Origin of the sequence: Streptococcus ovuberis, assembly GCF_012396585.1 — a bacterium.
In the GTDB taxonomy this organism is placed as follows: Bacteria; Bacillota; Bacilli; order Lactobacillales; family Streptococcaceae; genus Streptococcus; species Streptococcus ovuberis.
Map to the genome: position 1 here is coordinate 56,605 of NZ_JAAXPR010000010.1, position 25,110 is coordinate 81,714.

21 protein-coding genes and 1 pseudogene are annotated in these 25,110 nt (G+C 39.8%); 9 read left to right on the forward strand and 13 right to left on the reverse strand.

Annotated features, from left to right (window positions below):
* Positions 1 to 197: 197 nt before the first annotated feature.
* Positions 198 to 1,094 carry an ROK family protein gene (locus tag HF992_RS06700; RefSeq protein ID WP_168549283.1) on the forward strand — a complete coding sequence of 299 codons (897 nt, stop codon included), beginning with the start codon at positions 198 to 200 and terminating at the stop codon, positions 1,092 to 1,094.
* A 378-nt stretch (positions 1,095 to 1,472) separates the two neighbouring features.
* On the opposite strand, the gene xerS is transcribed toward HF992_RS06700, so the two are convergent.
* The 11 genes from xerS to HF992_RS06755 all read right to left on the reverse strand — a co-directional run bounded on the left by xerS (position 1,473) and on the right by HF992_RS06755 (position 14,733).
* Entirely contained in the window at positions 1,473 to 2,543 is a 1,071-nt protein-coding gene (xerS, locus tag HF992_RS06705; RefSeq protein WP_168549284.1) for a tyrosine recombinase XerS, read from the reverse strand.
* Between the two features lie 360 nt (positions 2,544 to 2,903).
* Entirely contained in the window at positions 2,904 to 3,188 is a 285-nt protein-coding gene (locus tag HF992_RS06710; RefSeq protein WP_343032961.1) for a zinc-ribbon domain-containing protein, read from the reverse strand.
* A 185-nt stretch (positions 3,189 to 3,373) separates the two neighbouring features.
* Positions 3,374 to 5,152, reverse strand: a complete 1,779-nt coding sequence (locus tag HF992_RS06715) for a DUF4365 domain-containing protein (RefSeq protein WP_168549286.1) — start codon at positions 5,150 to 5,152, stop codon at positions 3,374 to 3,376.
* A 477-nt stretch (positions 5,153 to 5,629) separates the two neighbouring features.
* Positions 5,630 to 6,454: a transporter substrate-binding domain-containing protein gene (locus HF992_RS06720; protein ID WP_168549287.1), complete on the reverse strand. Its 825-nt coding sequence runs from the start codon at positions 6,452 to 6,454 to the stop codon at positions 5,630 to 5,632.
* Between the two features lie 93 nt (positions 6,455 to 6,547).
* Complete coding sequence (locus HF992_RS06725) at positions 6,548 to 6,862, reverse strand: hypothetical protein (protein ID WP_168549288.1); 315 nt, start codon at positions 6,860 to 6,862, stop codon at positions 6,548 to 6,550.
* A 78-nt stretch (positions 6,863 to 6,940) separates the two neighbouring features.
* Positions 6,941 to 8,488 (reverse strand): signal recognition particle protein, encoded by a 1,548-nt coding sequence (ffh, locus tag HF992_RS06730; protein ID WP_168549289.1) that lies wholly within the window; start codon positions 8,486 to 8,488, stop codon positions 6,941 to 6,943.
* 82 nt (positions 8,489 to 8,570) lie between these two features.
* A complete protein-coding gene (locus HF992_RS06735) occupies positions 8,571 to 8,903 on the reverse strand; it encodes a putative DNA-binding protein (RefSeq protein ID WP_168549290.1) in 333 nt (110 codons plus the stop codon).
* A 502-nt stretch (positions 8,904 to 9,405) separates the two neighbouring features.
* Positions 9,406 to 10,020 carry a DUF5052 family protein gene (locus tag HF992_RS06740; RefSeq protein ID WP_168549291.1) on the reverse strand — a complete coding sequence of 205 codons (615 nt, stop codon included), beginning with the start codon at positions 10,018 to 10,020 and terminating at the stop codon, positions 9,406 to 9,408.
* A gap of 85 nt (positions 10,021 to 10,105) precedes the next feature.
* Complete coding sequence (locus HF992_RS06745; protein ID WP_168549292.1) at positions 10,106 to 11,848, reverse strand: ABC transporter ATP-binding protein; 1,743 nt, start codon at positions 11,846 to 11,848, stop codon at positions 10,106 to 10,108.
* On the reverse strand, positions 11,848 to 13,578 hold the full coding sequence (locus HF992_RS06750) for an ABC transporter ATP-binding protein (RefSeq protein WP_168549306.1): 1,731 nt from the start codon (positions 13,576 to 13,578) through the stop codon (positions 11,848 to 11,850). Before HF992_RS06750 ends, HF992_RS06745 begins: the two co-directional genes overlap by 1 nt.
* A 435-nt stretch (positions 13,579 to 14,013) precedes the next feature.
* On the reverse strand, positions 14,014 to 14,733 hold the full coding sequence (locus HF992_RS06755) for a glucosaminidase domain-containing protein (protein WP_168549293.1): 720 nt from the start codon (positions 14,731 to 14,733) through the stop codon (positions 14,014 to 14,016).
* A gap of 196 nt (positions 14,734 to 14,929) precedes the next feature.
* On the opposite strand from HF992_RS06755, the gene HF992_RS06760 reads away from it, so the two are divergent.
* The 8 genes from HF992_RS06760 to glgB all read left to right on the forward strand — a co-directional run bounded on the left by HF992_RS06760 (position 14,930) and on the right by glgB (position 24,602).
* Positions 14,930 to 15,622: a phosphopantothenate--cysteine ligase gene (locus tag HF992_RS06760; RefSeq protein WP_168549294.1), complete on the forward strand. Its 693-nt coding sequence runs from the start codon at positions 14,930 to 14,932 to the stop codon at positions 15,620 to 15,622.
* Complete coding sequence (coaC, locus tag HF992_RS06765) at positions 15,615 to 16,163, forward strand: phosphopantothenoylcysteine decarboxylase (protein ID WP_168549295.1); 549 nt, start codon at positions 15,615 to 15,617, stop codon at positions 16,161 to 16,163. The genes HF992_RS06760 and coaC overlap by 8 nt, the downstream gene beginning before the upstream one ends.
* Positions 16,153 to 16,728, forward strand: coding sequence for an ECF transporter S component (locus tag HF992_RS06770; protein WP_168549296.1), 576 nt, complete (start codon positions 16,153 to 16,155; stop codon positions 16,726 to 16,728). The genes coaC and HF992_RS06770 overlap by 11 nt, the downstream gene beginning before the upstream one ends.
* A 157-nt stretch (positions 16,729 to 16,885) precedes the next feature.
* A complete protein-coding gene (locus HF992_RS06775; RefSeq protein WP_168549297.1) occupies positions 16,886 to 18,604 on the forward strand; it encodes a phospho-sugar mutase in 1,719 nt (572 codons plus the stop codon).
* Between the two features lie 315 nt (positions 18,605 to 18,919).
* On the forward strand, positions 18,920 to 20,059 hold the full coding sequence (locus tag HF992_RS06780) for a glucose-1-phosphate adenylyltransferase (protein WP_168549298.1): 1,140 nt from the start codon (positions 18,920 to 18,922) through the stop codon (positions 20,057 to 20,059).
* Between the two features lies 1 nt (position 20,060).
* Complete coding sequence (glgD, locus tag HF992_RS06785) at positions 20,061 to 21,179, forward strand: glucose-1-phosphate adenylyltransferase subunit GlgD (protein WP_168549299.1); 1,119 nt, start codon at positions 20,061 to 20,063, stop codon at positions 21,177 to 21,179.
* 99 nt (positions 21,180 to 21,278) lie between these two features.
* On the forward strand, positions 21,279 to 22,721 hold the full coding sequence (gene glgA / locus HF992_RS06790) for a glycogen synthase GlgA (RefSeq protein ID WP_168549300.1): 1,443 nt from the start codon (positions 21,279 to 21,281) through the stop codon (positions 22,719 to 22,721).
* Between the two features lie 21 nt (positions 22,722 to 22,742).
* Positions 22,743 to 24,602, forward strand: a complete 1,860-nt coding sequence (gene glgB / locus HF992_RS06795) for a 1,4-alpha-glucan branching protein GlgB (protein ID WP_168549301.1) — start codon at positions 22,743 to 22,745, stop codon at positions 24,600 to 24,602.
* Positions 24,603 to 24,750: 148 nt separating this feature from the next.
* Here glgB and HF992_RS12380 read toward each other — a convergent pair whose 3' ends face one another.
* The gene (locus HF992_RS12380; RefSeq protein ID WP_425505595.1) at positions 24,751 to 24,951 is read right to left on the reverse strand and encodes a CPBP family glutamic-type intramembrane protease; all 201 of its coding nucleotides are present in this window, start codon (positions 24,949 to 24,951) and stop codon (positions 24,751 to 24,753) included.
* 51 nt (positions 24,952 to 25,002) lie between these two features.
* Positions 25,003 to 25,110: pseudogene (locus HF992_RS06805) on the reverse strand (IS30 family transposase); the annotation flags it as partial.

A 25,110-nucleotide genomic window follows, 5' to 3' on the forward strand; every position in this document is an offset into this window, starting at 1 on the left:
ATCAAGATTACGCTAAGACGAATGCCAGTGAGGCTTTATGTTCGTGGATATATTCCTCTCATAAGTCAATTTAGTCAGAAAAACGATTGATAGAAACCTATTGAAGTTATCTCAAAGAAACAGAATAAGTGCTTAAAAGAGCAGTCATTTAAATTCATTACCAGATACACAAAAACAGAAATACAAAGGAGTAGACTATGTCTCACTATTTAACCATTGATGTTGGTGGTACCCAGATCAAATATGCCTTAATCCAGGAAAATGGGTCTATTGGAGAGACCAGTACTTGCCCAACCCCTCAAGGATCGTTAGACGCATTTTTGGAGGTTATTTTTGCCATTATAGAGTCTTTAAAAACAACTATCCAAGGGATTGCTTTTAGTATTCCTGGCAAGGTCGATACAGAGGCTGGCGTGATTTATTTCGGAGGAGCACTGACTTATCTGGATCAACTTCCTTTGAAACAAATTATCCAAGAGCGTTACGGCATAAAAGTAGCTCTTCAAAATGATGCCAAAGCTGCAGCTTTAGCCGAAGTTTGGCTAGGTAGCCTCAAAGGGGTTCATGACGGTGCCGTCATTGTCCTAGGGACAGGTGTTGGAGGTGGTGTTGTCTTAAATGGCAAGCTCCGCATGGGGCCACATTTTCAAGCCGGCGAACTTAGTCTTGGAACCCTCGATCTGAGTAAGCCTGGTTTTGAGAAAATGATAGGTATGGCTGGTTCTGCCGTTAGAATGATCGAAACAATCAATAAAACTTTGGGTAATCAAGACATCAAAGATGGACGATTAGCGTTTGATGCAATTCTATCTGGAAACGAGCAGGCTCTTGCCATATTTAGGGACTATTGTCAACAGATCGCTTATCTCATCTTAAATCTACAAGCTTTTTTGGATTTAACAACCTATGCTATCGGCGGTGGAATTAGTTCCCAACCAATTGTCATTGAAGAAATTAAAAATCAATACCTTGCCATCTTAGAAGCTAATCCCGTCCTTAAAATGAACCTTCCAGAACTGACTATCCTTCCAACGACACTCAAGAATGAGGCTAATTTGGTCGGGGCACTCTATACACTTTTAACGACTGAATAAAACCACTAACAAAGACTGGTAGCAAAGCTCCAGTCTTTGTTAGTGGTCTAAAACTAATAAGAAGTTTAATGTTTCGTATTCATAAAACAGATATATAAGGTGTAGATTTAGAAAAGACTATTATTTTTATTACATAATTTTAGTTACGTAAACATTAAAAGGAACTAGGATAGCACTAAAGATGTTATGATTTGGTGGATGGTAGATACCTATAAACGATACCAGTCAAGGGGTCATTTTACTCTCAACATTCTATATGTATCAGTTCAAAGAAGAGTTTCGAAGAAGCAGTATTCATGCCCAATAGTTTATCAATTTCTCTACTAATGTTGAAATGTTTATCTAAAGAATATTTACATAATATGCGTTATGTAAATATTAAAGTTTATCTAGAGCATTCTTTTGTTCATCGTTGACGATATGGGTGTAGAGATCGGTCACCTGAGTATTGGCATGGCCAAGTTGGTGGCTGACAAGCACCTGAGATTTAGTCGCATCGTAAAGTCTAGTTGCCAGGGTATGCCTTAATTTATGTGGAGTGACCCTAATTTTAAAACTTTCAGAATATTTAGCAACCATCTTTTCTACAGAAGAAGCATCAATCCGGTTTGGTAGTCCGCGGTATTCTGTCAAAAAGAGAGCTTGATCTGTCTTTTCTGCCTTATAGCGCTTATTTCTGATGGCCAAATAATCTTCTAAATAAGGCTTAGCGAAACTTGCGACATTGACAGAATCGCGTTTACCTCCTTTTCGTGTCACCTCGATCAGCATCATTTTGAGGTTCAAGTCTTTCAAATCAAGATTAACAGCCTCAGAAAGTCGAACTCCCGATGCTAACAGTAGTGCAATGACAGCTAAATCGCGTTCCTTATTTTTAGAGAAGGATGATAGGGCACGGTTTGACAACTGATCAGGGTAATCATTTGCGATGTAGTCTAAAAAACCTTGGGTCTCATCACCTAAAAAGAGTTTTTGTTTGATATTTTCTGCTCGAGCAGCCAGAGTCTCTTTTTGCTTTTTAGTAGAGACTTTCTTCATAACATTTCGGTAAAAGTAGGGCTCTCCTTGTTCATTTTCAACCTCTTCAGTCAAATACTTGTAAAGACTAGACAAGGCGGATAGAGTCCGGTTGATAGTTGTTTGTGAAACCCCTTGCTTGGTTGTATTAGCATTCAACAAAGGTCGCTCACGCAAATACAAGATAAAGGCTTCCATATCTTTTTTGGTTAAATGTTCTAGGAGAGATAGCTTAATATCAGACATTTGAGCAACATCAGCAAGTCCAGAGTCCATCAACCAACTAAAGAATCGATCGTATTCTTTGAGGTATTCATATAAGGTGGTAAAGGAATAAGGCACAGCCAACTTGGATTGATAATATTCCAGAACAAACCAAGGCATCCGTTCCTTTAAGTGTTCAATCTTTTCTAGTAATAGTTCACGTTTCATCATTAAGCTCCGTTTTGGGTATAAGAGAAGTATATCACACCCTTGCATATTTTTCAAGAAAATTATAGTTTTTCGGAAAGATGTTATGGGACTATCTTTTAGCAAAGCTAAATAACTAAAAAAATTTTTTCTTTAATAAAATGCTCAAAATGCACTTTATTAAAGTCTAAACAGGATTTTCAGCTTGTCTCATTTTACTATGAAAATGTACTTTATTTATGTGAAAACTGGAAATTTTTTCAAATGTACATTTCCTACAAAAATACTTTTGGTTTTCAAATTAAATTCAGATGTTCTAATCTGTATTTTTTGAAAAAAATGGAAAAATGGAGCAAATCTATTATAGACTTGCTCCTAAATTCATTTAAAAGGAAGAAAATGTTCCCTTTTACGCCTCCTTCCTTTGCAGATTGAACACGGTTCTTTAGAACGTTTTTCGCATTGAATTCGTTTATATATTGACATTTTGTAGTGATGATTTGAATCATTTTGACAAATCCACCAAACACTCTTTGTATTAGATTCACTTATTTCACTTGGATTTAGCAACAGTACATTGTTCAAGTAATCCCATTCTTTCATTAAGTGTGGATATTTAACATCAAAAGAATTGAAGCCTTTTAGTATTTTCAGGTATGCCGTCATAGTCCCTAGATTCAATCCAATGCATCAAACGTTTTTTAAACCAATCAAAGTCAGTTGTTTTTGCGTAAGTCCACGCAAAATCTTCTGATTCAACCCACATAAGACTGTCCTACTTTTAGTTATATTAAAAACTAAATTATCTAAAATTCTAACTCTATTAGCATCAAAGTGATGATAAAACTGAACTATAGTTTTTGAAATAAATTATAAATGGGGTAATCTAAATATCTCTTTTTTGTTTCCTCATCCAATTTATTCCAATAAAAATTAGCCTGTTGTTTTGATTTTAACAACACTGAGGCACCAAAACAAATTTCATTTTTACCATAATTATTAATCAAAATGCTAGTAAGAGTTTCCATTTCATTATTATTCAATTCTCGATTTCTATACTTAATTTGAAGATCATTTATAATAGCTATCTCGCTATTTTTGAAATAATTTAAGTTCCAATCAGAAAGTCTTTGAGCCCAATTAAGCAGCGTCTCTCTTCTTTCAGTATCTTTTGCCATATCAGCTGCTGCAATTATTTTTATTATTGTATTGTCAGCCCCCTCATGATTTAAACTATTATCAACTAGTCGTTGATAGGAAGCTATTACTGAATCAAAGTTGCAATTATCTATTTTTAACCATTCATTTGGTTCAAAAACTTCAAAAATAGAAATATCTGAATAATCTTCATCTTCCCCTCTTCGACACCAAGGAGTTTCATTGAAAATATCTATCATAGTCCCCTTCTTATCATCTTCAAATTCATATAATGTGATAATGTGGATGTTAGCAATTTTCAGATGAAGTAATTTTGATTCATCATAATTTAAAGCAAGCGTTTCTCTTAAAATTAGACCTTTATTAAGAAAGGACAAATTTTTTTGCGATTGACTATCAAATAATGCTAAATCAAGTTTTTTGTTGATGCCCATATTATCCATAATAGTAGCAATGCGTTGCAATTCTTCAAGATGCTCATTTAAATTCATCAACTTAATTTCATTTAAATTATTTGCATCAAATTCTACCCTTTCACCATTTAATGTAATATATCCTGATTTTTGTAATTCTTGTAACGCTTCAGTACATCTAATGGCTTCTGACAAATTATCGGGACGTGAAAAATTTAAACTGAATTTGTTTGTTTTCTTATGAGCTGAAAATGTAAATCCTGATCCAATTCGAAGTTCTACCCTACCATCTGGAAAACGATGTCTCTTTATATTATCAAAGATAAATGTTTCTCCTATAGTAAAAATTAAATCAGTTTCTTCAAAAATTTCAACTACTTTAATTGTACTATCAACTGGAATTATAGCACCATTTTCCGCATCTTCTAGATAAGGAAAAATATCGTGTTCTTCTTGATAATTAAAAATATCAACTGGATTTTTTCCTTGATGGTAAAACTTAATAATTTTATTTTTAGGTAACTCACTTAAACTTACCAATTTTTTATTAATAAAACTACGTTGCCTGTCACTGGTTCTAATAAAATCTAATAACTCTGCATACACTTTTTCAGCAGGCAATGGATGAATGTTAACTAGCACTGTCTTATTAATTTGTTCTTTAATTTTTGATTTTTTAGATTTGCTATTCTTAAGTAGACGTTTAATTGTTAATGGAGGTAAAGACTTGTAATATATCCCTTTTAGTTCATAACTATTGTCTAATGAAACCACAAATAATACAACTCCCCCTGTCCTCAAATACAACTCTAGATCACTTAAAGTTAAGCGAAAATTATTAAGAGGAATCTCACTTTTTTGTGTAGATTTAACTTGGATAGGAACCACCCCGATAATATCTTCTTTTCTATCTGTTGGATTTTTTAAAACATGTATAGTTCCGTCCCATGATGGAGTTTTATCATTCTTATCAATATAGGATTGGAGATAATCGTTTTTATCTATAAATGTAGCTAGATGGGAAACACCTATTGATTCAATTTTTTTATTGTTTGCCAAATATTCACCCCATTACATAATATTATATACTTCTTATTATACCACTAACGCAGTAAAAATATAGACTATATCACTACTGTACTCCTCTAAAATCTACATAATATTACCTTAAAAAATGCACATTTGAACTCACTAACTTCCTAATATTTTCTACCTCATTTTGTACAATTGAATTTCCAACTAAACTGGAATATCGTAACTAAAGTATATACCATATTACACTTTAAAATAAAGTACAAAACAAAAATAAAGTACATTTTTTAATCTATGTACTTTATGCTTCTATCCCAGTATTATCAAGGGTTTAGACCATGTTAGGTCAATTGTTCATAAATTTTTAGTTTATAGTTGGTAGTTATTAATTAACTGCTGTTTCAGGGATTCAACAATTTAAAATCTGATAGGTTGCTGATGGCCTTTATTGGCCTTTAATTAGTTAAAAATTACCCTCAGAGTGATCTAAGGGGAATTTTAAGGCTATTTTAATTCCTTTTTGTCTGGTAAGTATGAACCACCAAGATAGTCTTGACTTAATTTTTCTAAGGTACCATTTTCATAAAGTTTTGACACAGCTTGGTTGAATTGCTTTTGAAGATCTTCGCTATCGTCTGAGAAAACGATATAGTTGTTAGGATTGGATGTTGTTTCTAGCTCAATGATTTCAAAATCATAGCCATTTTGTTGCACAATTGTCTCAACAGAAATTTTATCAAAGACTAAATAGTCAAACTCAGCATTTGACAGGTCTAAAAGACGTTTAGCGATGTCTTCACCAGAATATTCAATAACAGATGGGTTTTTGCTATGTGCTGTATTCCAATCTTCAACCAGTTTAGCAGTTGATGTTCCCGTATCATCTTGAGTGATTTTTCCTCCAATATCTTCCAATGATCTTATATCAGAATCTTTTGGAACGACCAAAACCAAAGGATTGGTCGCAATTGGGGAGGAATACAGGTACTTTGCAGCCCGCTCATCTGTATAAGAGAGGTTGTTTGCTGCTATCTGGAATTTTCCACTATCCATGCCTACGAAGATGGATTCCCAAGCAGTCGTTTTGAAGGAAATATCGTATCCTTCGATATATTGACTTGCAGCTTTGATAACTTCGATGTCGTAACCTGTCAGTTCTCCTGCTTCTTCGTATGAAAAAGGTTTAATATCTCCTGCTGTAGCTACAACGACTGTTTTTTTAGGGGTATCTGAACCAACAGCGGTTCCAGATTGTGATTGGCAGGCAACAAGTCCTAGAGCAGATAAAGCAAGTGTTCCTAAAGCGAGCTTGCGGAGTTGACTAGTCATAGAAAAATACCTCATTGATATAGTGATGTAGTTTCAGTTTATCACGATCTGAAAATGAGGTAAATTATAACTTTTTAAAGGCGACGATAGGAATTACCTATCACGTGAGGATTTCCGCCATTTTTGGTAGAACATTTCGCCAAAGATCAAGCCCAAAAGCGTGACTAGCACAGTAATTAAGCCTACTACTCCACTAGATGGGCTAGCTGCTAGATGAATTTTAAAGATATCGTAGATAAAAATGCCCAAAATTGGCATTCCAAGGAAAAATAAGAGACGACCAAAGGCGAATTTGCTCAGACTTCCGCCATCTTCATGACTCTCCTTATCCTTTGTGAGATAGGCAAAGTAACGAAAGATACTGTAGGCTGCTATAGTAAACAGTACTAGAAAAAAATAATTTCCCATGTGATAAGCTCCTCAATTCAAAAGAACAAAGTGCCTGATGAGGTTGCATCAACATCCCAAACACCTTGTTACTCTTAGTTATTTACGTTTCTTCTTAGCTTTCTTGAGTTTATTCGCCATACGCTTCATTCCCTGTTCGGCTGCAAAGGCACCTATTTTACCTTTGAGTCCACCACCAAACATATCAGCCATACTTGGCATATTACCACCACCCATCATATCACCAAGGCTAGAGAGGTCCATGCCGTTTAAATCAGGCATTCCTGGCATATTTTTAGGCAAGTTATTGGGATTAAGACCCATCTGACGCATCATTTTTTGCATGTCGCCGCTCATGACGCCCTGCATCATGGATTTAGCTTGATTAAAGTCCTTGATGAATTTATTAACATCTACAAAGCTGTTCCCAGAGCCCGTGGCAATACGTCTCCGACGACTAGGGGTCAAGAGATCTGGATTTTCACGTTCTGCAGGGGTCATTGAAGAGACAATCGCACGCTTACGCGCGATTTCTCGCTCATCCACCTTCAAATTCGCCAGAGCGGGATTCCCGGCCATACCAGGAAGCATTTTTAAGAGATCCTCCATTGGTCCCATGCTCTGCACCTGATCTAATTGTTCAATAAAGTCATTAAAATCAAAAGTGTTTTCCCGCATCTTCTCTGCCAGCTCCAGAGACTTTTTCTCATCGTACTCAGCAGAAGCCTTTTCAATCAAGGTCAGGAGATCCCCCATTCCCAAGATACGGCTAGCCATACGGTCAGGGTGGAAGGTTTCGATATCAGTAATCTTTTCCCCTGTCCCTGTAAATTTAATCGGTTGGCCAGTGATTTGGCGAACAGAGAGAGCCGCACCACCACGAGTATCTCCATCAATCTTGGTTAGGATAACCCCTGTGATGGATAACTGATCGTTGAATTCGCGTGCGACATTCGCAGCTTCTTGACCAATCATGGCATCAACAACGAGGAGAATTTCATTCGGTTGCGCTAGGGATTTAATGTCCCGCAATTCAGCCATTAGGCGTTCATCAATTTGAAGGCGGCCGGCGGTATCAATTAGGACATAGTCATGATGATTTTGGCGTGCCTTTTCTAACCCTTGACGGACGATTTCAACAGCTGGAACTTCCGTTCCCATATCAAAGACCGGCACATTGATTTGCTGACCAAGGGTTTTGAGCTGATCAATGGCAGCCGGACGGTAAATGTCCGCGGCAATCATGAATGGACGAGCCTTTTCTTCTTTGATCAGCTTATTGGCTAACTTACCTGCAAATGTCGTCTTACCAGCACCTTGCAAACCGACCATCATAATGACTGTCGGAATCTTAGGAGATTTAATGATCTCGGCTGTGTCAGATCCCAAGATTGCTGTCAATTCCTCGTTAACGATTTTGACCACTTGTTGGGCTGGGTTGAGGGTGTCAATAACCTCTTGTCCTAGAGCACGGTTGCGAATATTACGGACGAAGTCCTTAACAACTGGAAGGGCTACGTCTGCCTCTAACAATGCTAGACGGATTTCTTTGGTTACCTCTTGGATATCTGACTCAGAGATCTTTTTCTTGCCACGCAGGTTTTTAAAGACGCCCTGCAAACGTTCCGTTAAACTTTCAAATGCCATGATGTGATAACTCCTTAAACTTTAATCAACTAGGTATTTCCTTATTGAGAATTTGTTTCGCAAACCAACTGGAAAGCTCCTGCTACTCCCGATTATCAATAGAGGTTAAAATCTCCAATCGCTCCTCCAGGAAGCTATCCCCTTTATAGCGTTCAGCTATTTCTTCAAAAATTTCATTGCGGACAATATAATCGGAGTACATGTGCAGTTTCATCTCGTAGTCCTCAAGAATTTTTTCGGTCCGTTTGATATTATCATAAACCGCTTGGCGGCTGACTGAGAATTCTTCTGCAATTTCTGCAAGACTATAGTCGTCTGCATAGTAAAGTTCAATGTAGTTCATCTGTTTGTCTGTCAAAAGAGCTGCATAAAACTCAAACAGCGCATTCATCCGATTGGTTTTTTCTATTTCCATAGATGCTATTATACCAAAAAAAGTACTATTTTAGTAGTTAATTGTAGCACCTGATGTCAAAATAGCACAAATAACCATTATCTTTTTCGAACAAGTGACATAATTTAAAATATGTTACTTGTTATATTTTAAACCAATTCCCTAATAGGTATAAAGGGCGTGTCCTCTCTCATTGTTTGACTGGTTAGTTATTAATGCCGCCTACCTCAATTAGGTCGAAAAACCGTTTAACACTAAAAAATCCCCCACAAAAATGTAGGGGGGATGGGCACTAAAATTTAGTGTGATAAAAAGGTTCACACAATTTATCAAGGTCCGCTCCTGCGTTATGACCTCCCATGCGCAAATATGGCTATATGCCAAATTCGGCTCATCGCATGAGTTAATCATACCATAGAATTTTGTTAGTTGCAAGACTTTTGCTTAAATGAAGAGAAACAGTAACAGTAACCTGTATAACACGTTGGTCTTTGTTAAGAACTTGACTAATCTCGCTTTTGGTTTATTCTAATAATTCTCTGTCATAGATAGTATAATCACACCGATAAATCACGAGGCGTTTGCCATCAATCAAGAGCTCACTCGTCTGTGGAGCGTCTGAAGCATAAAGAGAGACCTTGTTACCAACATAGGTAGCCAGTGGTGTTCCATTCTGGGAACGAATGAGAATAATTTTTCTCTTGCCTGTGAAATCATTTTTTAAACTGGAAACCATTCGATTCAAAACAGGAATCGTACGGCTAGTTTCATCTACCGAGACTGTTTGTTGGTACTTAGAGAACATGTCTTCTAGCCCTTCTTCTGCTGCAATCAAAGAAGAGCCGACATGGTCAATCTCATAGTTACCTAGGGTAATCTTCAAGACAGTACTATCAGCATTTGAAGCACCATCAGAACTGATGGAATCAAATTCTTGATTTCTTGAAATAGAAAGGGATTTGCCAGACATCTGATCAATGAGTTGTGAATTTTCATCATAGGTCCGAACAGTCATCTCTAGCCCGATCCATTCTGCCTTGAAATTGCTAAACCAATTTTGAATGCTTTGGCAACCAGTCATAAGGCTGACCGATAGTAAGCACACAAGCAATAAGCTGTAACGTTTTAGAGTTTTCATTGTTCTCTCCTGAATTTTAGTCTATAGTGTAGTTGTCAAAACCTTTAGAGTCTAGCCAGGTTTTGACAAACTAACTAGGGTTGGCTTAAACCACTTGTTGGATCCGGTACATCGCTGCATATCGACCGTTTTGGGCTAGAAGTTCTTGGTGATTACCACGTTCAACAATTTGCCCCTCATGCAGGACTAGAATTTGATCCGCATTTTGGATAGTAGATAGTCTGTGGGCGATGATAAAGGTCGTCCGCCCTTCTTTAAGGACATCCATAGCCTTTTGGATGATTTCCTCCGTTTCGGTATCAATGTGGGAAGTCGCCTCGTCTAAAATCAAAATCTTAGGATCGCAAGCCAAGGTTCTCGCAAAGGCAATCAATTGCCGCTCCCCGCTAGAAAAAGCATTGCCTTTCTCCACAACAGGCTCATCAATTCCATTAGTAAGGCGTTCTATCATGGGGCCTGCTCCAACCTTCTTCAAGGCTTCTAGCACTTGATAAGGACTTATCTGTTCATTATCCATAGTAACATTGCTAGCGATTGTTCCTGTAAAGAGATAAGGATCTTGTAAGACAATGCCCATTTGGGAACGAACGCTTTCGCGTTGATAATCTTGAATCACTTGGTCATCAATGAGAATCTGGCCTTGTTGGGGATCGTAGAATCGAAAAAGTAAATTCATGATAGAACTCTTCCCAGATCCTGTGTGCCCAACTAGGGCTATCGTCTCACCTGGCCTAGCATGCAACGAAATGTCTTTCAACACCCACTCCTTGTCTTCATAAGCGAAGGAAACATGCTCAAACCGAACATCGCCCCGACTCACTGTTAATTTCTTTGCAGTATCTACTTCTAGCGGCTGATCCAAGAGCTCGTAAACCCGTCGCCCAGTAGTCAAGGACCGTTGCATATTAGGTAACATTCTGACCAAGGACCCTAGAGCATTGAATAAACGCTCTGTATAATTAACATAAGAAAAAATTAACCCAACTGAAATCCCTAGATGATTTCCCAAAAAGGCCTGGCCAATTACGGATAAAATCAAAGCCAAAACCAGACGTTTTAGCAGCTCTACCAAGGACCAAGACATGGTGGCTTCTACATGGGTAATTTGAAGATCGGAGCGGAGCATTTTAGCAGCTGTACCTTCAAATTGTCTCGCCATGGTCTTTTCTTGACCAAAGAGCTGAATAATACTAGCCCCATTCATCGCTTCGTTGACTTGGCTATTTAACTCACTTTGGGCTTCATAAAAATCAGTCATAGCCTGCTCAGTCTCTTTGGCGTAATAGTGGTGCCAGACGATAAAGATTGGAATCAATACCAAAAGCGTCAGACCTAACCAAAGATTGAGGTAGATGAGAATACCATAAATAGTGATCACCCAAAGCAGGTTGATTAAGGCCTGCGACAGCATTGTCCCGTAAAACTGTGCCCTTAGAGTCTCAGTGTCGTTGACAATACGAGCAGAAATTTTACCTGCTGGTTTGTCATCGAAATAAGCAATAGGCAATCCCTGCATCGTGTCGTAAGCTCTGTTGCGCAGAAGCTCTCCGACACGATTTGCCACGTGCATTAAGAGGCGCGTTGACAAGTAGCCCATGATACTTCCTAGTGCAGTCAGGCCAAGAAAAGCCCCTAGCCATTGCCACAGGAGACCAAGTTGGATTGGTTGTCCATGGCTTATTGGAGTTAGCACAAGATCAATAGCTTTTTGGACATAGAGCGGAGCGACTTGAGCTAGAAAGCTCGACAATGCCATGAGAAGCATTCCTAAGCTAAATAACTTCCAGAAGGGCTTTATCTCAGATAACAGTCTTTTTAAGATAATCATTAGTTTTCCCTTCCTTCTTCCCTTTGTTGGCGCAGATACTGCTCATAATACCAGCCTTTTTGGGTTAACAATTCTAGTGGTGTCCCTGCTTCTACTATTTGGCCTTGGTCCAAAACCAGTACCTGATCTGCATGACTAACAGCTGACAGGCGATGCGAAATAATAACGTTGGTCTTTCCTTTGCGCAATGTTTGAATGTTGTTGATAATCAAACGCTCAGTCTTCGCATCAACTGCCGAAAGGGAATCATCTAAGATGAGCAATTCAGGATCCTTGAGCAAAGCTCTCGCAATTGATAGGCGTTGCTTTTGGCCACCAGAAATAGATACCCCTTTTTCACCAACCATCGTATCAATTCCGTGGCTCATACGAGTTAAGTCCTCCGAAAAGGCTGCCGCATCAATAGCTTCCAAAACAGATTCTTGTTTGGCTTCGGGTTGACTAAAACGGACGTTATCCAGTACACTTTTAGAAAACAGTATGTGCTCTTGCGGTACATAACCCAGTTTTTCTTCGATACTGCTTCTCTTGAAGTTAGAAATAGGATTGCCGTTCAATGAAAATTGCCCGTCTCCGATAGGGTATTGCCGTAGAAGCTGGCGTACCAGAGTCGTTTTTCCACTCCCTGTTTTACCAACTATTCCTAGTGTCTGCCCCTTGGACAATTCAAAGGAAATCTCTTTTAATACAGGTTCTTGCTGATTTGGGTAGGCAAAAGAATAGTGATCAAATGCGATATGAGCAAGTTCGTTAGCTACGATATCTCCGTCTATCTCCATATCATCACTGGTTTCAATCAGTTCTGTCAGTTTCCCGAAAGCAACCTTGCCAATCTGGTAGATCAGAACAACATCTGACAAGACCCACATAGGATCCATCAACATGCCTGTATAGAGTTGCAACGCTACAACATCTCCTAATTGTAAGTGACCTGTTTGCATATAGTAGCCTCCCAAACCCATTACAATAGCTGTACTAAGAGCAAGGAGAGTAAGCGCTAACCGTCCATAAGCTGCTTGGTAAACCATCAATTGATCATTACGTTTTACCAAATCTGCTGTTTTCCGGCGAAATTTTGCGGCTCCTAACTCTTTCTTGGCGTATGCTCGGGTCACTCGAATCCCTTCTACGACCTCCAAGACTTCATTGCTCAGATTGGCAACAGCTTCCCGAACTTCTTCAGAAACAATTTCCTGCTTGGCGCTGACCCAGTAGATAATGCTTCCTAAAAACAAGAGCGGCAAGGCAGCCAAGATGGTAATCTGCCATGAAATGGCAATCATGGCTGGCAGAACAAACAAAATTGTTCCCAAAGCCGTAAAAATACTCATCACACCGAAACCCAATAATTCTGAATAGTCATTCGTGTCATTGGTAAACCGTGTCAGCATATCGCCGGATCGAAACTTATCATAAAAGGGTCTTCGCATATGGATCAACTTAGCAAATAAATCTCGCCGCATTTGAAATCGATAGTCACTAGCCCTACCGAATAATTGCTTGACCCAAACATAGTCCGCTAGATAAGTAATCACGCACGCAGCTATAATCACTCCTACTGCCAGCCAAAGGTCCTTGGCAGTTAGTGTTCCTTGGCTTATTTGGTTGATGACACGCTGGGTCATCATGGTCGGTACAACAAAAAGCCCATAACTGATTAATAGTCCTATGCTGACAAGGATATAACTCTTCCAGTGAGACTTGATGAAGGACCAGATTGCCCGTTTCATGGAATGCTGGATGCTTTTTTCTTCCATTTCTTGTCCCCTTTCTATTATGAAACACAAAAAAGCCATGTCCTCTACTAAGAAACAGTCCTTCCTAGCAGTACATGGCACAACAGTAGCCGATGAGGTTAGGCTAACCTTTATACATTAATCTGGAAAGGAGTATGATAACGAATAGGTGAATTGAAAAATGTTGTCATGATAGTCTCCTTTCTTTGGTTTATTCTGTCAACAAAGTCAAGTCTAACACAGTTTTTAATCTCTTGTCAAGGTTCTGCTTAATTTTTTTACCATAATAACCCTCAAAATCTTTGAAAAAAACAGGCCACCCCATTTTTAAGCTAAAACTATAAATAACGACCTAAAAAACGCCTAAAACCAGCGGATAGAAAGGGCTGATTTTAGACGTTTTGATCATTTTTTAGGTTAACTGAATGATTAACGACCGTAGTAACCGTTGACATACTGGCTCCAAGCTTGGTCCTCTGCTAGGAGTTGTGACGTTGTGTAACTGCCACGATAGGCATTCCAAACACTGTCTTGAACAGGTGGTGTTGCCGTTTCATAGCCAAGAGGCGTATCGTAAGTCGTCAAGCCATAGAACTCAATAATCGCATTCAATTTTGCTGCATAACTGGTATCTGTTGCATAGGTACCCGTCAAAGCTGCTGTTGCATCCCAATAATTAGGGGCATAAGCCTTACGAACCCCAGCATAATAATCCCAAGACAAGAGATCAGCGTAATCGTACATAGAGGCCACCCAGCTAGGGTAGGCACGAAAAGCATCATTGATATAGTAAGCTCGACCGGTGCCATCATCCTCCCAAGTTCTCATCGTCACAGAATTTCCTTGGTATTGTCCTTTGATGCCAAAAAGATTATAGTAAGGTCCGACACTCAACCCAGAACGGCCACTATTTGATTCATGAATAGCCTGTGCAATCATAACAGAAGCATAAATACCGCGTTCTTGGCCAATCTGACGTGCACGTTCACCAATAATGGAGATAAACTCATAAGTAGCAGGATCTCCATAAAATTCCTGAGCCTGTACAAGGCCGTCTGTCTCTCCTGTTTTGAAAAATGATCCTGTTAAGGCAGAGCCAATAACGGCAACAGCCATACTGGCCATTGCTAAGTATTTCTTCTTTGCCATCTTAAAATCTCCTCTTTTCATTATTACCTCCACCAGTCTAACAAAATCACGTAACAGTTCAACGATTCTTTGTGACAATTCTGTATCAATTTTCTTACAGTTCATTTTTTTAGTATTTGGCCTTTAAAATGATTTGATGCTGCAGACTAAATCAAACAGTAGACGAAAGTAGCCTGTAAATGATAAAATGAAATTTATGAAAATACTTATCACTTCCGGTGGAACCGCTGAAAAAATTGATCAGGTTCGCGATATTACCAACAAAGCAACCGGCCGCCTTGGTCAAGTCATGGCTGAGTACTTCTTAGCCAAGGGACACGAGGTTAGTTTTGTGACGAGCAAACACGGATTAGTCCCGCAAGCACACCCCAAATTAACCACCTACCCAATCACGAATGTCCAAGATCTCCTAGATACTTTAGAGCCATTGGTCAAAAATCACGATGCCATCGTTCATGCTATGGCGGTATCTGACTACACACCTCTTTATATGACTGATTTTGAAACGGTTGCAAAAAGTTCAGACCTAACTGAATTTCTTCAAAAAAGCAATCTGGAGACCAAAATTTCTTCCCATTCAGATTATCAAGTGCTTTTTCTCAAAAAGACGCCTAAAGTCATCGGTCTAATAAAAACATGGAATCCTAGTATTCAGCTGATCGGCTTCAAGCTGCTGGTTAATGTGACCAAAAAACAGCTGTTTGAGGTGGCGCGTGACAGCCTTATCAAAAATCAAGCGTCCGCTATTGTCGCTAATGATTTGCTTGAGATCTCTGGAGACCAGCATTTGGCTTATATGGTGCTCAGTGATGGAGAAAAGATGGCTAGCACCAAGCAAGAAATTGCCCAATTGATTCTGGAGCATCTAGAGAGGGGACACAATGACTAAACGAATCACTTTAGCCGTTACAGGCTCTATCTCCGCTTACAAGGCTGCCGATTTGACTAGCCAGCTGACCAAACTAGGTTTTGCTGTGACAGTCTTAATGACCGCTTCTGCAACGCGTTTTATCACACCACTGACTCTTCAAGTACTTTCTAAAAATCTTGTCCACTTGGACATTATGGAGGAGCCTCAACCTGATAAAGTTAACCACATTGAGTTAGCCAAGCAGACAGATCTTTTTATCGTTGCGCCAGCTTCAGCCAATACAATCGCCAAATTAGCTAACGGCTTAGCTGACGATATCGTTTCTTGTACAGCTCTTGCCTTATCACTAGATACTCCCAAACTTGTCGCACCAGCCATGAATACACAAATGTATATCAACCCCATCACTCAGAATAATCTTGAAAAGTTAAAAAAATATGGCTATCGGGAAATTCTCCCTCGCGAAGCCTTGCTAGCTTGTGGCGATTATGGACCAGGAGCTTTAGCAGAACTATCCGTTATTACCAATACAATTATGGAGATTTTTAATGAATACTAACCGTTCCTCTAGTAGATTAGCTGTTGTTACCATGTTTTTTGCCACTATGTTAGTCTTACATCTGACAACATCCGTCTTATTCAACGTTCTTCCCTTGCCCATTAAACCTACTATCATTCACATCCCAGTCATTGTGGCTTCAATTGTTTATGGCCCGAAAATTGGGCTAACTTTAGGGTTTTTGATGGGTATTATCAGCGTGATTCACAACACTATTTTCCAAATCCCAACGAGTTACCTCTTTAGTCCTTTTGTCCAGGGAGGGAATGCTTACTCTCTCATTATTGCACTTGTACCACGGACCTTAATTGGTATTACCCCTTATTTCATTTATAAACTTTTTAAAAATCGTACAGGTCTCGTCCTTTCAGGAGCACTTGGCTCAATGACTAATACTATTTTTGTGTTAGGAGGGATTTTTATTCTCTTCGCCCAGGTCTACTCTGGCGATATAAAGGCCATGCTAGCAACTGTCTTTGGGGCCAATGCTCTAGCAGAAATGGTCATCTCCGCTATCTTAACCACGGCTATCGTACCAGTCTTACTGAAACTTAAGGCACGTTAACTATTGAGACTGGTCTATGCCAGTCTCTTTCTTTTTTAGCTGCTGATGCTTATCAAGAAAATATTTTCTTAAAATTTACCATTATTTTCATTTTTTAACTGTTATTTTGACAAAATCATGGTATAATGAAAGCGATTAATAAAAAAGGAGTTCTTCCATGTCTTATCAAGAAAACTACCAAACTTGGCTTAATTTTGAATACCTTCCAGATTACCTTCGTGATGACTTATTATCCATGGATGAAAAAACAAAAGAAGACGCCTTCTACACTCCGTTGGAATTTGGCACTGCAGGGATGCGGGGGTTGATTGGTGCAGGGATTAATCGAATCAATATTTACGTTGTCCGTCAGGCCACCGAAGGTCTGGCTAAGTTGATCGAAAGCAAAGGACAAGATGCGAAAAGACGCGGGGTTGTCATTGCTTATGACAGCCGTCACTTCTCTCCTGAATTTGCTGATGAATCTGCAGCGGTTTTAGCACAACACGGCATCAAGACCTATGTCTTTGAAAGCCTTCGCCCAACTCCTGAGTTATCTTTTGCTGTTCGCCACCTCAACACTTGGGCTGGTATCATGATTACCGCTAGCCACAACCCGGCCCCGTTTAATGGATATAAGGTTTATGGCGAAGACGGTGGACAGATGCCACCTGCTGATGCCGATGCCCTGACAGCCTTCATTCGTGAGATTGAAGATCCTTTCTCCATCGCAGTTGCTGATCTGGAGCAGGTTAAAGCAGATGGTGTTGTTGAAATCATCGGTGAAACAGTTGACGCTGAGTACTTGAAAGAAGTTAAGTCAGTCAATATCAATCAAGAACTGATCGATACTTATGGTCGCGACATGAAGATCGTCTATACGCCGCTTCATGGAACTGGAGAAATGCTAGCACGTCGTGCTCTGGAGCAGGCAGGTTTTGCTTCTGTCGAAGTTGTTGAAGCACAAGCAATAGCTGATCCAAACTTTTCAACCGTCAAGTCGCCTAATCCTGAGAGTCAAGCTGCTTTTGCTATGGCTGAAGAACTTGGACGCCAAGTTGGCGCTGACGTCTTAGTAGCGACTGACCCTGATGCAGACCGTCTCGGCGTTGAAATCCGCCAAGCAGATGGGTCTTACACTAATCTTTCAGGGAACCAAATCGGAGCGATCTTAGCCAAATATATTTTAGAAGCTCACAAAACAGCTGGTACACTGCCAGCGAATGCCGCCCTCGCTAAATCAATCGTTTCAACAGAGCTTGTAACCAAAATTGCTGAAAGTTATGGCGCCACTATGTTTAATGTCTTGACAGGCTTTAAATTTATCGCTGAAAAAATTCAAGAATTCGAAGACACCAACAACCATACTTATATGTTTGGCTTTGAAGAAAGCTTTGGCTACCTGATCAAGCCTTTTGTTCGCGATAAGGATGCTATCCAGGCTCTTTTGCTCATCGCAGAGATCGCTGCCTACTATCGCTCTCGTGGATTGACTTTGGCAGATGGCATTAATGAGATCTACCAAGAATACGGCTACTTTGCGGAGAAAACCATTTCAGTAACCCTTTCAGGTGTTGATGGGGCAGCCGAAATCAAAAAGATTATGGACAAATTCCGGCAATCAGCTCCTGCTACTTTCGGAAATATCGCTATTGCAGTCACAGAAGACTTCCAAGAATTGACCTCAACTACTGCTGATGGACAAATCACAGCCTTGACAACTCCGCCAAGTAACGTTCTCAAATACCATTTAATTGATGACTCATGGTTTGCTGTTCGTCCTTCTGGCACAGAACCAAAAATTAAATTCTACATTGCAACAGTAGGTGAAACCTTAGCAGAAGCTGAGGAAAAAATTGCAGCTATCGAAGCAGACATCAATACTTTTGTAAACTAAGAATTATCTCAAAATCAGGAAAACACTTGCGTCATATAGCATTGTTTTCCTGATTTTTCTTATATTGTATTGTGTCAAACGTTTGTCATGAAACCCTTATCAAAAATTTCAGACAAGGGGTTTTATTTTGAAAATATAAAGGATTTCATGAACTGGTTAAATGAGATTACTGGCTTTCATGTTCAGGTTTTATCCCCTTTCATTCTTAATTTGTAATTTTTTTTAAAAAATTTAAAAAATAGACAGAAAACGTTTTCTATTTTTAGAAAATTATGATATACTAAGCGTGTATTAAAAATAAAGGAGTTGGTTGATTTGGCAAACAACAAAATGTTAGCAATGATCCTTGCTGGTGGACGTGGCACACGTTTGGAAGGACTGACCAAGAAAGTGGCTAAACCCGCAGTCGCTTTCGGTGGCAAGTATCGTATCATTGATTTCCCCCTCAGTAACTGTGCAAACTCTGGTATTGAAGTGGTCGGAGTCCTGACCCAGTACGAGTCTGTCCAGTTGAACTCTTACGTTGCTAAATCTCAACGTTGGGGCCTGGATGTAAAAGATTCTGGGATTTTTGTACTTCCACCGCGTGAAAAAATTGGTGGTTTTGGCCTTTACAAAGGAACTGCAGACGCTATTACTCAAAACATTGATTTCATTGACCTCAATGAACCAGAGTATGTCCTCATTCTTTCGGGAGACCACATCTACAAGATGAACTACGACAAACTCTTGGAGACTCACGAGAAAAATAAAGCCGATGCCACTATCGCTGTTATCGAAGTTCCAATCAAAGAAGCTTCTCGCTTCGGTATCATGAATACGGATGAAGATTATCGTATCGAAGAGTTTGAAGAAAAACCAGCCAATCCAAAGAGTAACTTAGCTTCTATGGGGATCTACATTTTCAACTGGAAGACACTCAAAAAGTATCTCTTGGAAGACGAAGTGTTAGAAGGATCGACGCATGACTTTGGTCACGATATTATTCCAAAATACTTAGCGGATGGCCTCAGACTTTATGCTCATCCTTATAAGGGCTACTGGAAGGATGTTGGTACAGTCAATAGTCTCTGGGAGTCTAATATGGACTTGCTAGACACGAAAAACGACCTCAACCTGTTTGACTCTTCTTGGCGGATCTACTCGCAAGATTCGGGATCTCCAGCCCAGGTCATTGGTAAGCAGGCGGTGGTCAAGAGTGCTTATGTTGATAAAGGTGCTATCATCGAAGGCCATGTTGAACACTCGGTCATTTCTACGGATGTTCAGGTTTCTAGAGGTGCTGTTGTGAAAAATTCTGTACTGCTTCCAGGATCCCAGATTGCAGATGACACTGAATTAGACTATGTGATCGTGGCTGAAAATGTCAACGTTGGACCAGGAGTTACTCTATCTGGAACTCCAGATCAGATTTTGCTGATCGACAAAGACATCGCACACAACAAGGAGGATTAAAATGCTCAGAAATACATTAGGAATTGTCAATATCGATGGGAAAAATGTTGATTTTGGCACTGAATTCATGCCACATCGTGGCACCCAAGCCTATGGTTTCTTGGGCCGCTTCCGCATGATCGACTTTGTTTTGTCCAATATGTCCAACTCAGGCATTTCAGAATTTCAAGTCTACATGCCCAATAAGATGCGCTCAACCATCCAGCACGTTGGTACCGGGGATCAGTATAATATTAACAGTAAACGCGGTAAGTTAAGATTGCTCAACAGCGAATCCAGCGCGACGTCTATCTATCAGCACGATGTCAAGGCCTTTACGGATAATCTGCGTTATATTGAAAACTCAAAAGCGGAATATGTCCTTCTAGCACCGAGTTACTTTATCTACAGCCAAGATTTCAATAAGGTTATGGACAATCACCTGGAAACAGGAGCTGATATTACTGTCCTTTACAAAAATATCAGTGATGCCAAGGAGTCTTTTATCGGCTGTGATACTTTGAAATTTGATAATAATAAGCGAATTATCGGCTTTGAAGAGAACCACGGAAAGTATAAGAATCGTCAAATTTCTTTGGAGGCGTACCTTCTCAAACGTTCACTCTTTATCGAATTGATTAAGCGTGCTAACAAGGTCTCTTCTCTCTATTGGTTCAAAGAAATTTTGGCAGATGTTGTCAATGACTACAAAGTCATGGGATATGCTCACCGCGACTATGTCGCTTGCATCAATACCGTTGATGCTTACTTTAAGACGCAGATCGACCTAATTGATGCAGACAATCGCAAACTCCTCTTCAAGCCAAAGTGGCCAATTCATACGCAAACCACAGATAGCTCTCCTACTCTCTACGGACCTTTGGCAGAAGTTCGAGGAAGCTTGATTTCAAACGGTAGTTCCATTGATGGTCAGGTTGAAAACTCTGTCATCGATCGTGATGTTGTCATCGAAGAAGGTGTTGTGATCAAGAATTCTATCATTCTGAACGGTGTTACTATCCGCCGTGGCGCTAATATTGAAAATGCCATTATTGACAAAGAAACGGAAATCAAACACCCCATTGATATCAAAGGGACACCTGATATTCCAGTATATATTAAACCGCGCGAAATTATTTAAGGGAAATACTGTCAAGGAGTGGACTCTGGTTTGATATTCCAGGCTGTCCACTTCTTCTTTTGAAAGAGGATGCTTATTTTTATATGAGAGGAGACTACCGTGTCACAATCTATTTTATTCGTTGCTTCAGAAGGGCTACCCTATATCAAAAGCGGAGGTCTAGCTGATGTTATTGGCTCGCTGCCAAAGGAATTAGTCAAAAAAGGAGAGGACGTCCGTGTTATCCTGCCACTATACAAAAAGATGGCCATTAACGACCATCAGCGGTTTGACTATGTGGTTAGTTATGATGTCAATGCGGGTAACATCCATACTATGGCTAATGTTTATCAAGAAATCCGTGATGGCGTCACCTTCTATTTTATTGAACACCGAGATATTTTTGAACGAGATGAGCTATATGGCTACAGTGACGATGCTTATCGTTTTGGATTTTTCCAACACGCTACTTGTAGGCTTCTAGAAGCCCTTAATTTCTATCCAGAAGTGATTCACACCCACGATTGGCATACAGCTGCTATCCCTTTCCTTTGTCGCACGTTCTACAGTTACAAGGAAGAATTTAGACGTATTAAACATGTTTTGACCATCCACAACCTTGCCTTCCAGGGAGTTTTTCCAGAACATGAACTATGGGCTAGTCTAGGTATGGACTACAGCTACTTCTTGGATGGAACCGCACGTTTTTACCATGATCAGATCAGCTATATGAAACTTGGAATTCTTTATGCAGATAAGGTGACAACTGTTTCCAACACCTATGCTCAAGAAATCTTGACAGAAGAATTCGGTGAAAACATGCAGCATGTCCTTGGTTTGAGATACGATGATTTATCAGGAATTGTCAATGGTATTGACTACGATGTCTGGAATAGCACGACAGATGCCAGCCTTCAGCATCCTTACGGACTATCGACTATTTCAGAAAAAAGAAAAAACAAATTAGCGCTCCAAGCTCAATTTGGTCTTCCTCAAGATGAAGACACTATCCTAGTCGGTGTGGTTTCTCGACTAACCTGGCAGAAAGGCTTCTACCTGATGGTTGAAAAATTACCAGAAATGCTACAGGCCAGAGTCCAATTTGTCATCCTAGGTAATGGAGAAGCCAATATCGAAAACACCTTTAACTATTACAAAGAAGCCTATCCAGAACAATTCGCCTTTTATCAAGGCTATAATGAAGTCCTAGCCCATCAAATTTATGCGGGAAGTGATCTTTTCTTCATGCCCTCTATGTTTGAACCATGTGGGATTAGCCAGTTGATCGCAATGCACTACGGCAGCCTGCCTTTAGTGCGTGAAACTGGTGGCTTAAAGGACACTGTTACCCCTTACAATCAATTTACTCAGGAAGGTACAGGCTTTGTCTTCACTGGAAAATCTGCCAATGCCATGCGGATGGTTTATGATTATGCCCTAGACACTTACTATAATCGTCCACAAGATTGGCAGGTACTGATAGCCAACGCAATGAACAAGGATGTCAGCTGGGAAGCGTCTGCCAAGGCTTATCAAGAGCTTTACCACAGTATCACTCGCTAAATTTAGAAAGAGAGGGATAAGATGAAACCATTTGGAGAACAAGATCTCTACTACCTCAGAACTGGACAACATACCAACCTCTATGACACCATGGGAGCCCACATCATCAAGGAGCGCAATAAAATCCTAGGCACACAATTTCGTGTCTTTGCACCTAACGCTAAAAGCATACATGTCATTGGCGAATTTAATAATTGGGAATCAACACACTTGATGGAAGATAAAGGAGAAGGCATCTTTGAGCTCTATGTTCCCGATGTCAAATCACTTGTGCTCTATAAGTACCGTATTCTGACCCATGATGGCCAAGACATCGTTAAAGCCGATCCTTATGCCTTCTATAGCGAATCAAGGCCAGGCACTGCTTCTTCCACTTACCATTCACGCTATCGGTTTAAGGATGAGGATTGGATGTACCAACGTGTTGGTTATGATTTTAAAACATCACCTGTCTCCATCTATGAACTCCATCTAGGTTCTTGGAAACGTAAGAAAGATGAGCAAAATGGTGATGACAAGCCTCTAGATTACTTTTATTCGTATAAAGAGCTAGCTCCTCTAGTCATTGAGCATGTGAAGACACATGGATTCACCCATGTTGAACTCATGCCTGTCATGGAACACCCCTTAGATGCTTCCTGGGGTTATCAAGTAACCGGTTATTATAGCGTTACAAGCCGTTACGGTAAACCAGATGATTTGAAATATTTCATTGATCAATGTCATCAAGCTGGCATTGGGGTTATCCTAGACTGGGTACCACTCCACTTTTGCAAAGACAGTCATGGACTTTACCTGTTCGATGGTAGCCCTCTCTTTGAGTATGCTCAAGAGCACGACAGAGAAAACCATCAGTGGGGAACGGCCAATTTTGATTTAGCCAAAGGATCGACGCAAAGTTTCCTTCTCTCCAACATCAAATACTGGCTGGAAAAGTTCCATTTTGATGGCATTCGAGTGGATGCCCTATCCTATCTTATCTACTGGAGGGGAGAGACAGAAGAAGATAAGATCAACCATCCTGCACTAGCATTCATCAAACGTGTTAATGCGTTAGTCCACACAGAATACAAAGGCGTCATGATGATTGCTGAGGATTCTTCTAGCTTCCCTAAGGTTACGCACTCCCTTGAAGAAGAAGGGCTTGGCTTTGATCTCAAGTGGGACCTGGGCTGGATGAATGACACACTCTCCTATTTTGAGCGTCAAGCCATTCATCGTCCTTATCATAGCAACGAAATTACCTTCGGGATGTTTTACAACCATAATGAACAATTCGTCCTACCACTTTCTCACGATGAAGTGGTCCACGGCAAACACTCCATTGTCGAGAAGATGCAGGGATCTTATGAAGATCAATTCCATCAAGCAAGAGCCTACTATGCCTATTTCTATGCCCACCCAGGTAAAAAACACCTCTTTATGGGCAATGAATGGGGACATATCCGTGAATGGCACGAGTATCGCCAAATGGATTGGTTCCTGATGGAGTATCCAAGCCATAAAGGATTTCACGATATGATGGTAACCTTGACCAATATCTACCGTCACAACAGTGCTCTCTGGGAGAAAGATTTTGACGAAGATGGGTTTGAGTGGGCTAAAATTGATCCACAAGCTAACTTTTATGCCTTCAGACGCTTCAGCAAGGATCAAGAATTTCTCATCGTTAATAACTTCAACGACCAAAACCTCTACGATGTCAAGTTAGACCTTCCTGAAGGCAATCGTTATAAACTGATCTTTTCATCTAATGAGTTACCGATTGACTCCTTTGAGATAGAGGCAACTGACGGCCAGGTAGAGCTGACTATCCCGCGCTATACAACCTACTATCTTGAAAAGGTGACCGTTAAAAAACGTCGTAAACAGGCTAGATAGGCCAAAACTCTGAAAAAAGCTTACAGTGAATACCCCAAGGATAGAACTGTAAGCTTTTTTCTGTTTTTGAAAGAACCTGATCATTGATTTTGTGGAGTGTATTCGTCTGATTAGATTATGTTTCCATTGTTTTTCTCCATTTCCAAAATTACTGAAATAACAATCCATTAACAAAAAGTAAGATTGTTACTAAAATATTAGTCACACTATGAGCGAATATGCTATCTCTCAAATCTCTAGTTTTATAGTATAAGGTGCTAAACAGTAAGCCACTGACAAGATGACCTAGTAAATGGAATGATAGTGTATAGGTATGAGCAAAGGCAAAAATAAAGGATGAGAAGAAAATAGTTAAGCATTTTTTATCTGGATAGAATCTAAGCTAAATTTCAAGTCCAAGTTAGGCATTTAGTAAAAATTGTCTAGGAGATAAATAGTTCAAACATTTCTTTGGATAGTTGTTAATCCAATTTTCGATGAAGGCGACCATTCTTGTGGTCGTTTTCTT

Bases quoted from the DNA above. Each gene is read 5' to 3' on its own strand.
- HF992_RS06700 (WP_168549283.1), top strand. From the start codon at position 198: ATGTCTCACTATTTAACCATTGATGTTGGTGGTACCCAGATCAAATAT.
- xerS (WP_168549284.1), bottom strand. From the start codon at position 2,543: ATGAAACGTGAACTATTACTAGAAAAGATTGAACACTTAAAGGAACGG.
- HF992_RS06710 (WP_343032961.1), bottom strand. From the start codon at position 3,188: ATGACGGCATACCTGAAAATACTAAAAGGCTTCAATTCTTTTGATGTT.
- HF992_RS06720 (WP_168549287.1), bottom strand. From the start codon at position 6,454: ATGACTAGTCAACTCCGCAAGCTCGCTTTAGGAACACTTGCTTTATCT.
- HF992_RS06725 (WP_168549288.1), bottom strand. From the start codon at position 6,862: ATGGGAAATTATTTTTTTCTAGTACTGTTTACTATAGCAGCCTACAGT.
- ffh (WP_168549289.1), bottom strand. From the start codon at position 8,488: ATGGCATTTGAAAGTTTAACGGAACGTTTGCAGGGCGTCTTTAAAAAC.
- HF992_RS06735 (WP_168549290.1), bottom strand. From the start codon at position 8,903: ATGGAAATAGAAAAAACCAATCGGATGAATGCGCTGTTTGAGTTTTAT.
- HF992_RS06740 (WP_168549291.1), bottom strand. From the start codon at position 10,020: ATGAAAACTCTAAAACGTTACAGCTTATTGCTTGTGTGCTTACTATCG.
- HF992_RS06745 (WP_168549292.1), bottom strand. From the start codon at position 11,848: ATGATTATCTTAAAAAGACTGTTATCTGAGATAAAGCCCTTCTGGAAG.
- HF992_RS06750 (WP_168549306.1), bottom strand. From the start codon at position 13,578: ATGAAACGGGCAATCTGGTCCTTCATCAAGTCTCACTGGAAGAGTTAT.
- HF992_RS06755 (WP_168549293.1), bottom strand. From the start codon at position 14,733: ATGGCAAAGAAGAAATACTTAGCAATGGCCAGTATGGCTGTTGCCGTT.
- HF992_RS06760 (WP_168549294.1), top strand. From the start codon at position 14,930: ATGAAAATACTTATCACTTCCGGTGGAACCGCTGAAAAAATTGATCAG.
- coaC (WP_168549295.1), top strand. From the start codon at position 15,615: ATGACTAAACGAATCACTTTAGCCGTTACAGGCTCTATCTCCGCTTAC.
- HF992_RS06770 (WP_168549296.1), top strand. From the start codon at position 16,153: ATGAATACTAACCGTTCCTCTAGTAGATTAGCTGTTGTTACCATGTTT.
- HF992_RS06775 (WP_168549297.1), top strand. From the start codon at position 16,886: ATGTCTTATCAAGAAAACTACCAAACTTGGCTTAATTTTGAATACCTT.
- glgD (WP_168549299.1), top strand. From the start codon at position 20,061: ATGCTCAGAAATACATTAGGAATTGTCAATATCGATGGGAAAAATGTT.
- glgB (WP_168549301.1), top strand. From the start codon at position 22,743: ATGAAACCATTTGGAGAACAAGATCTCTACTACCTCAGAACTGGACAA.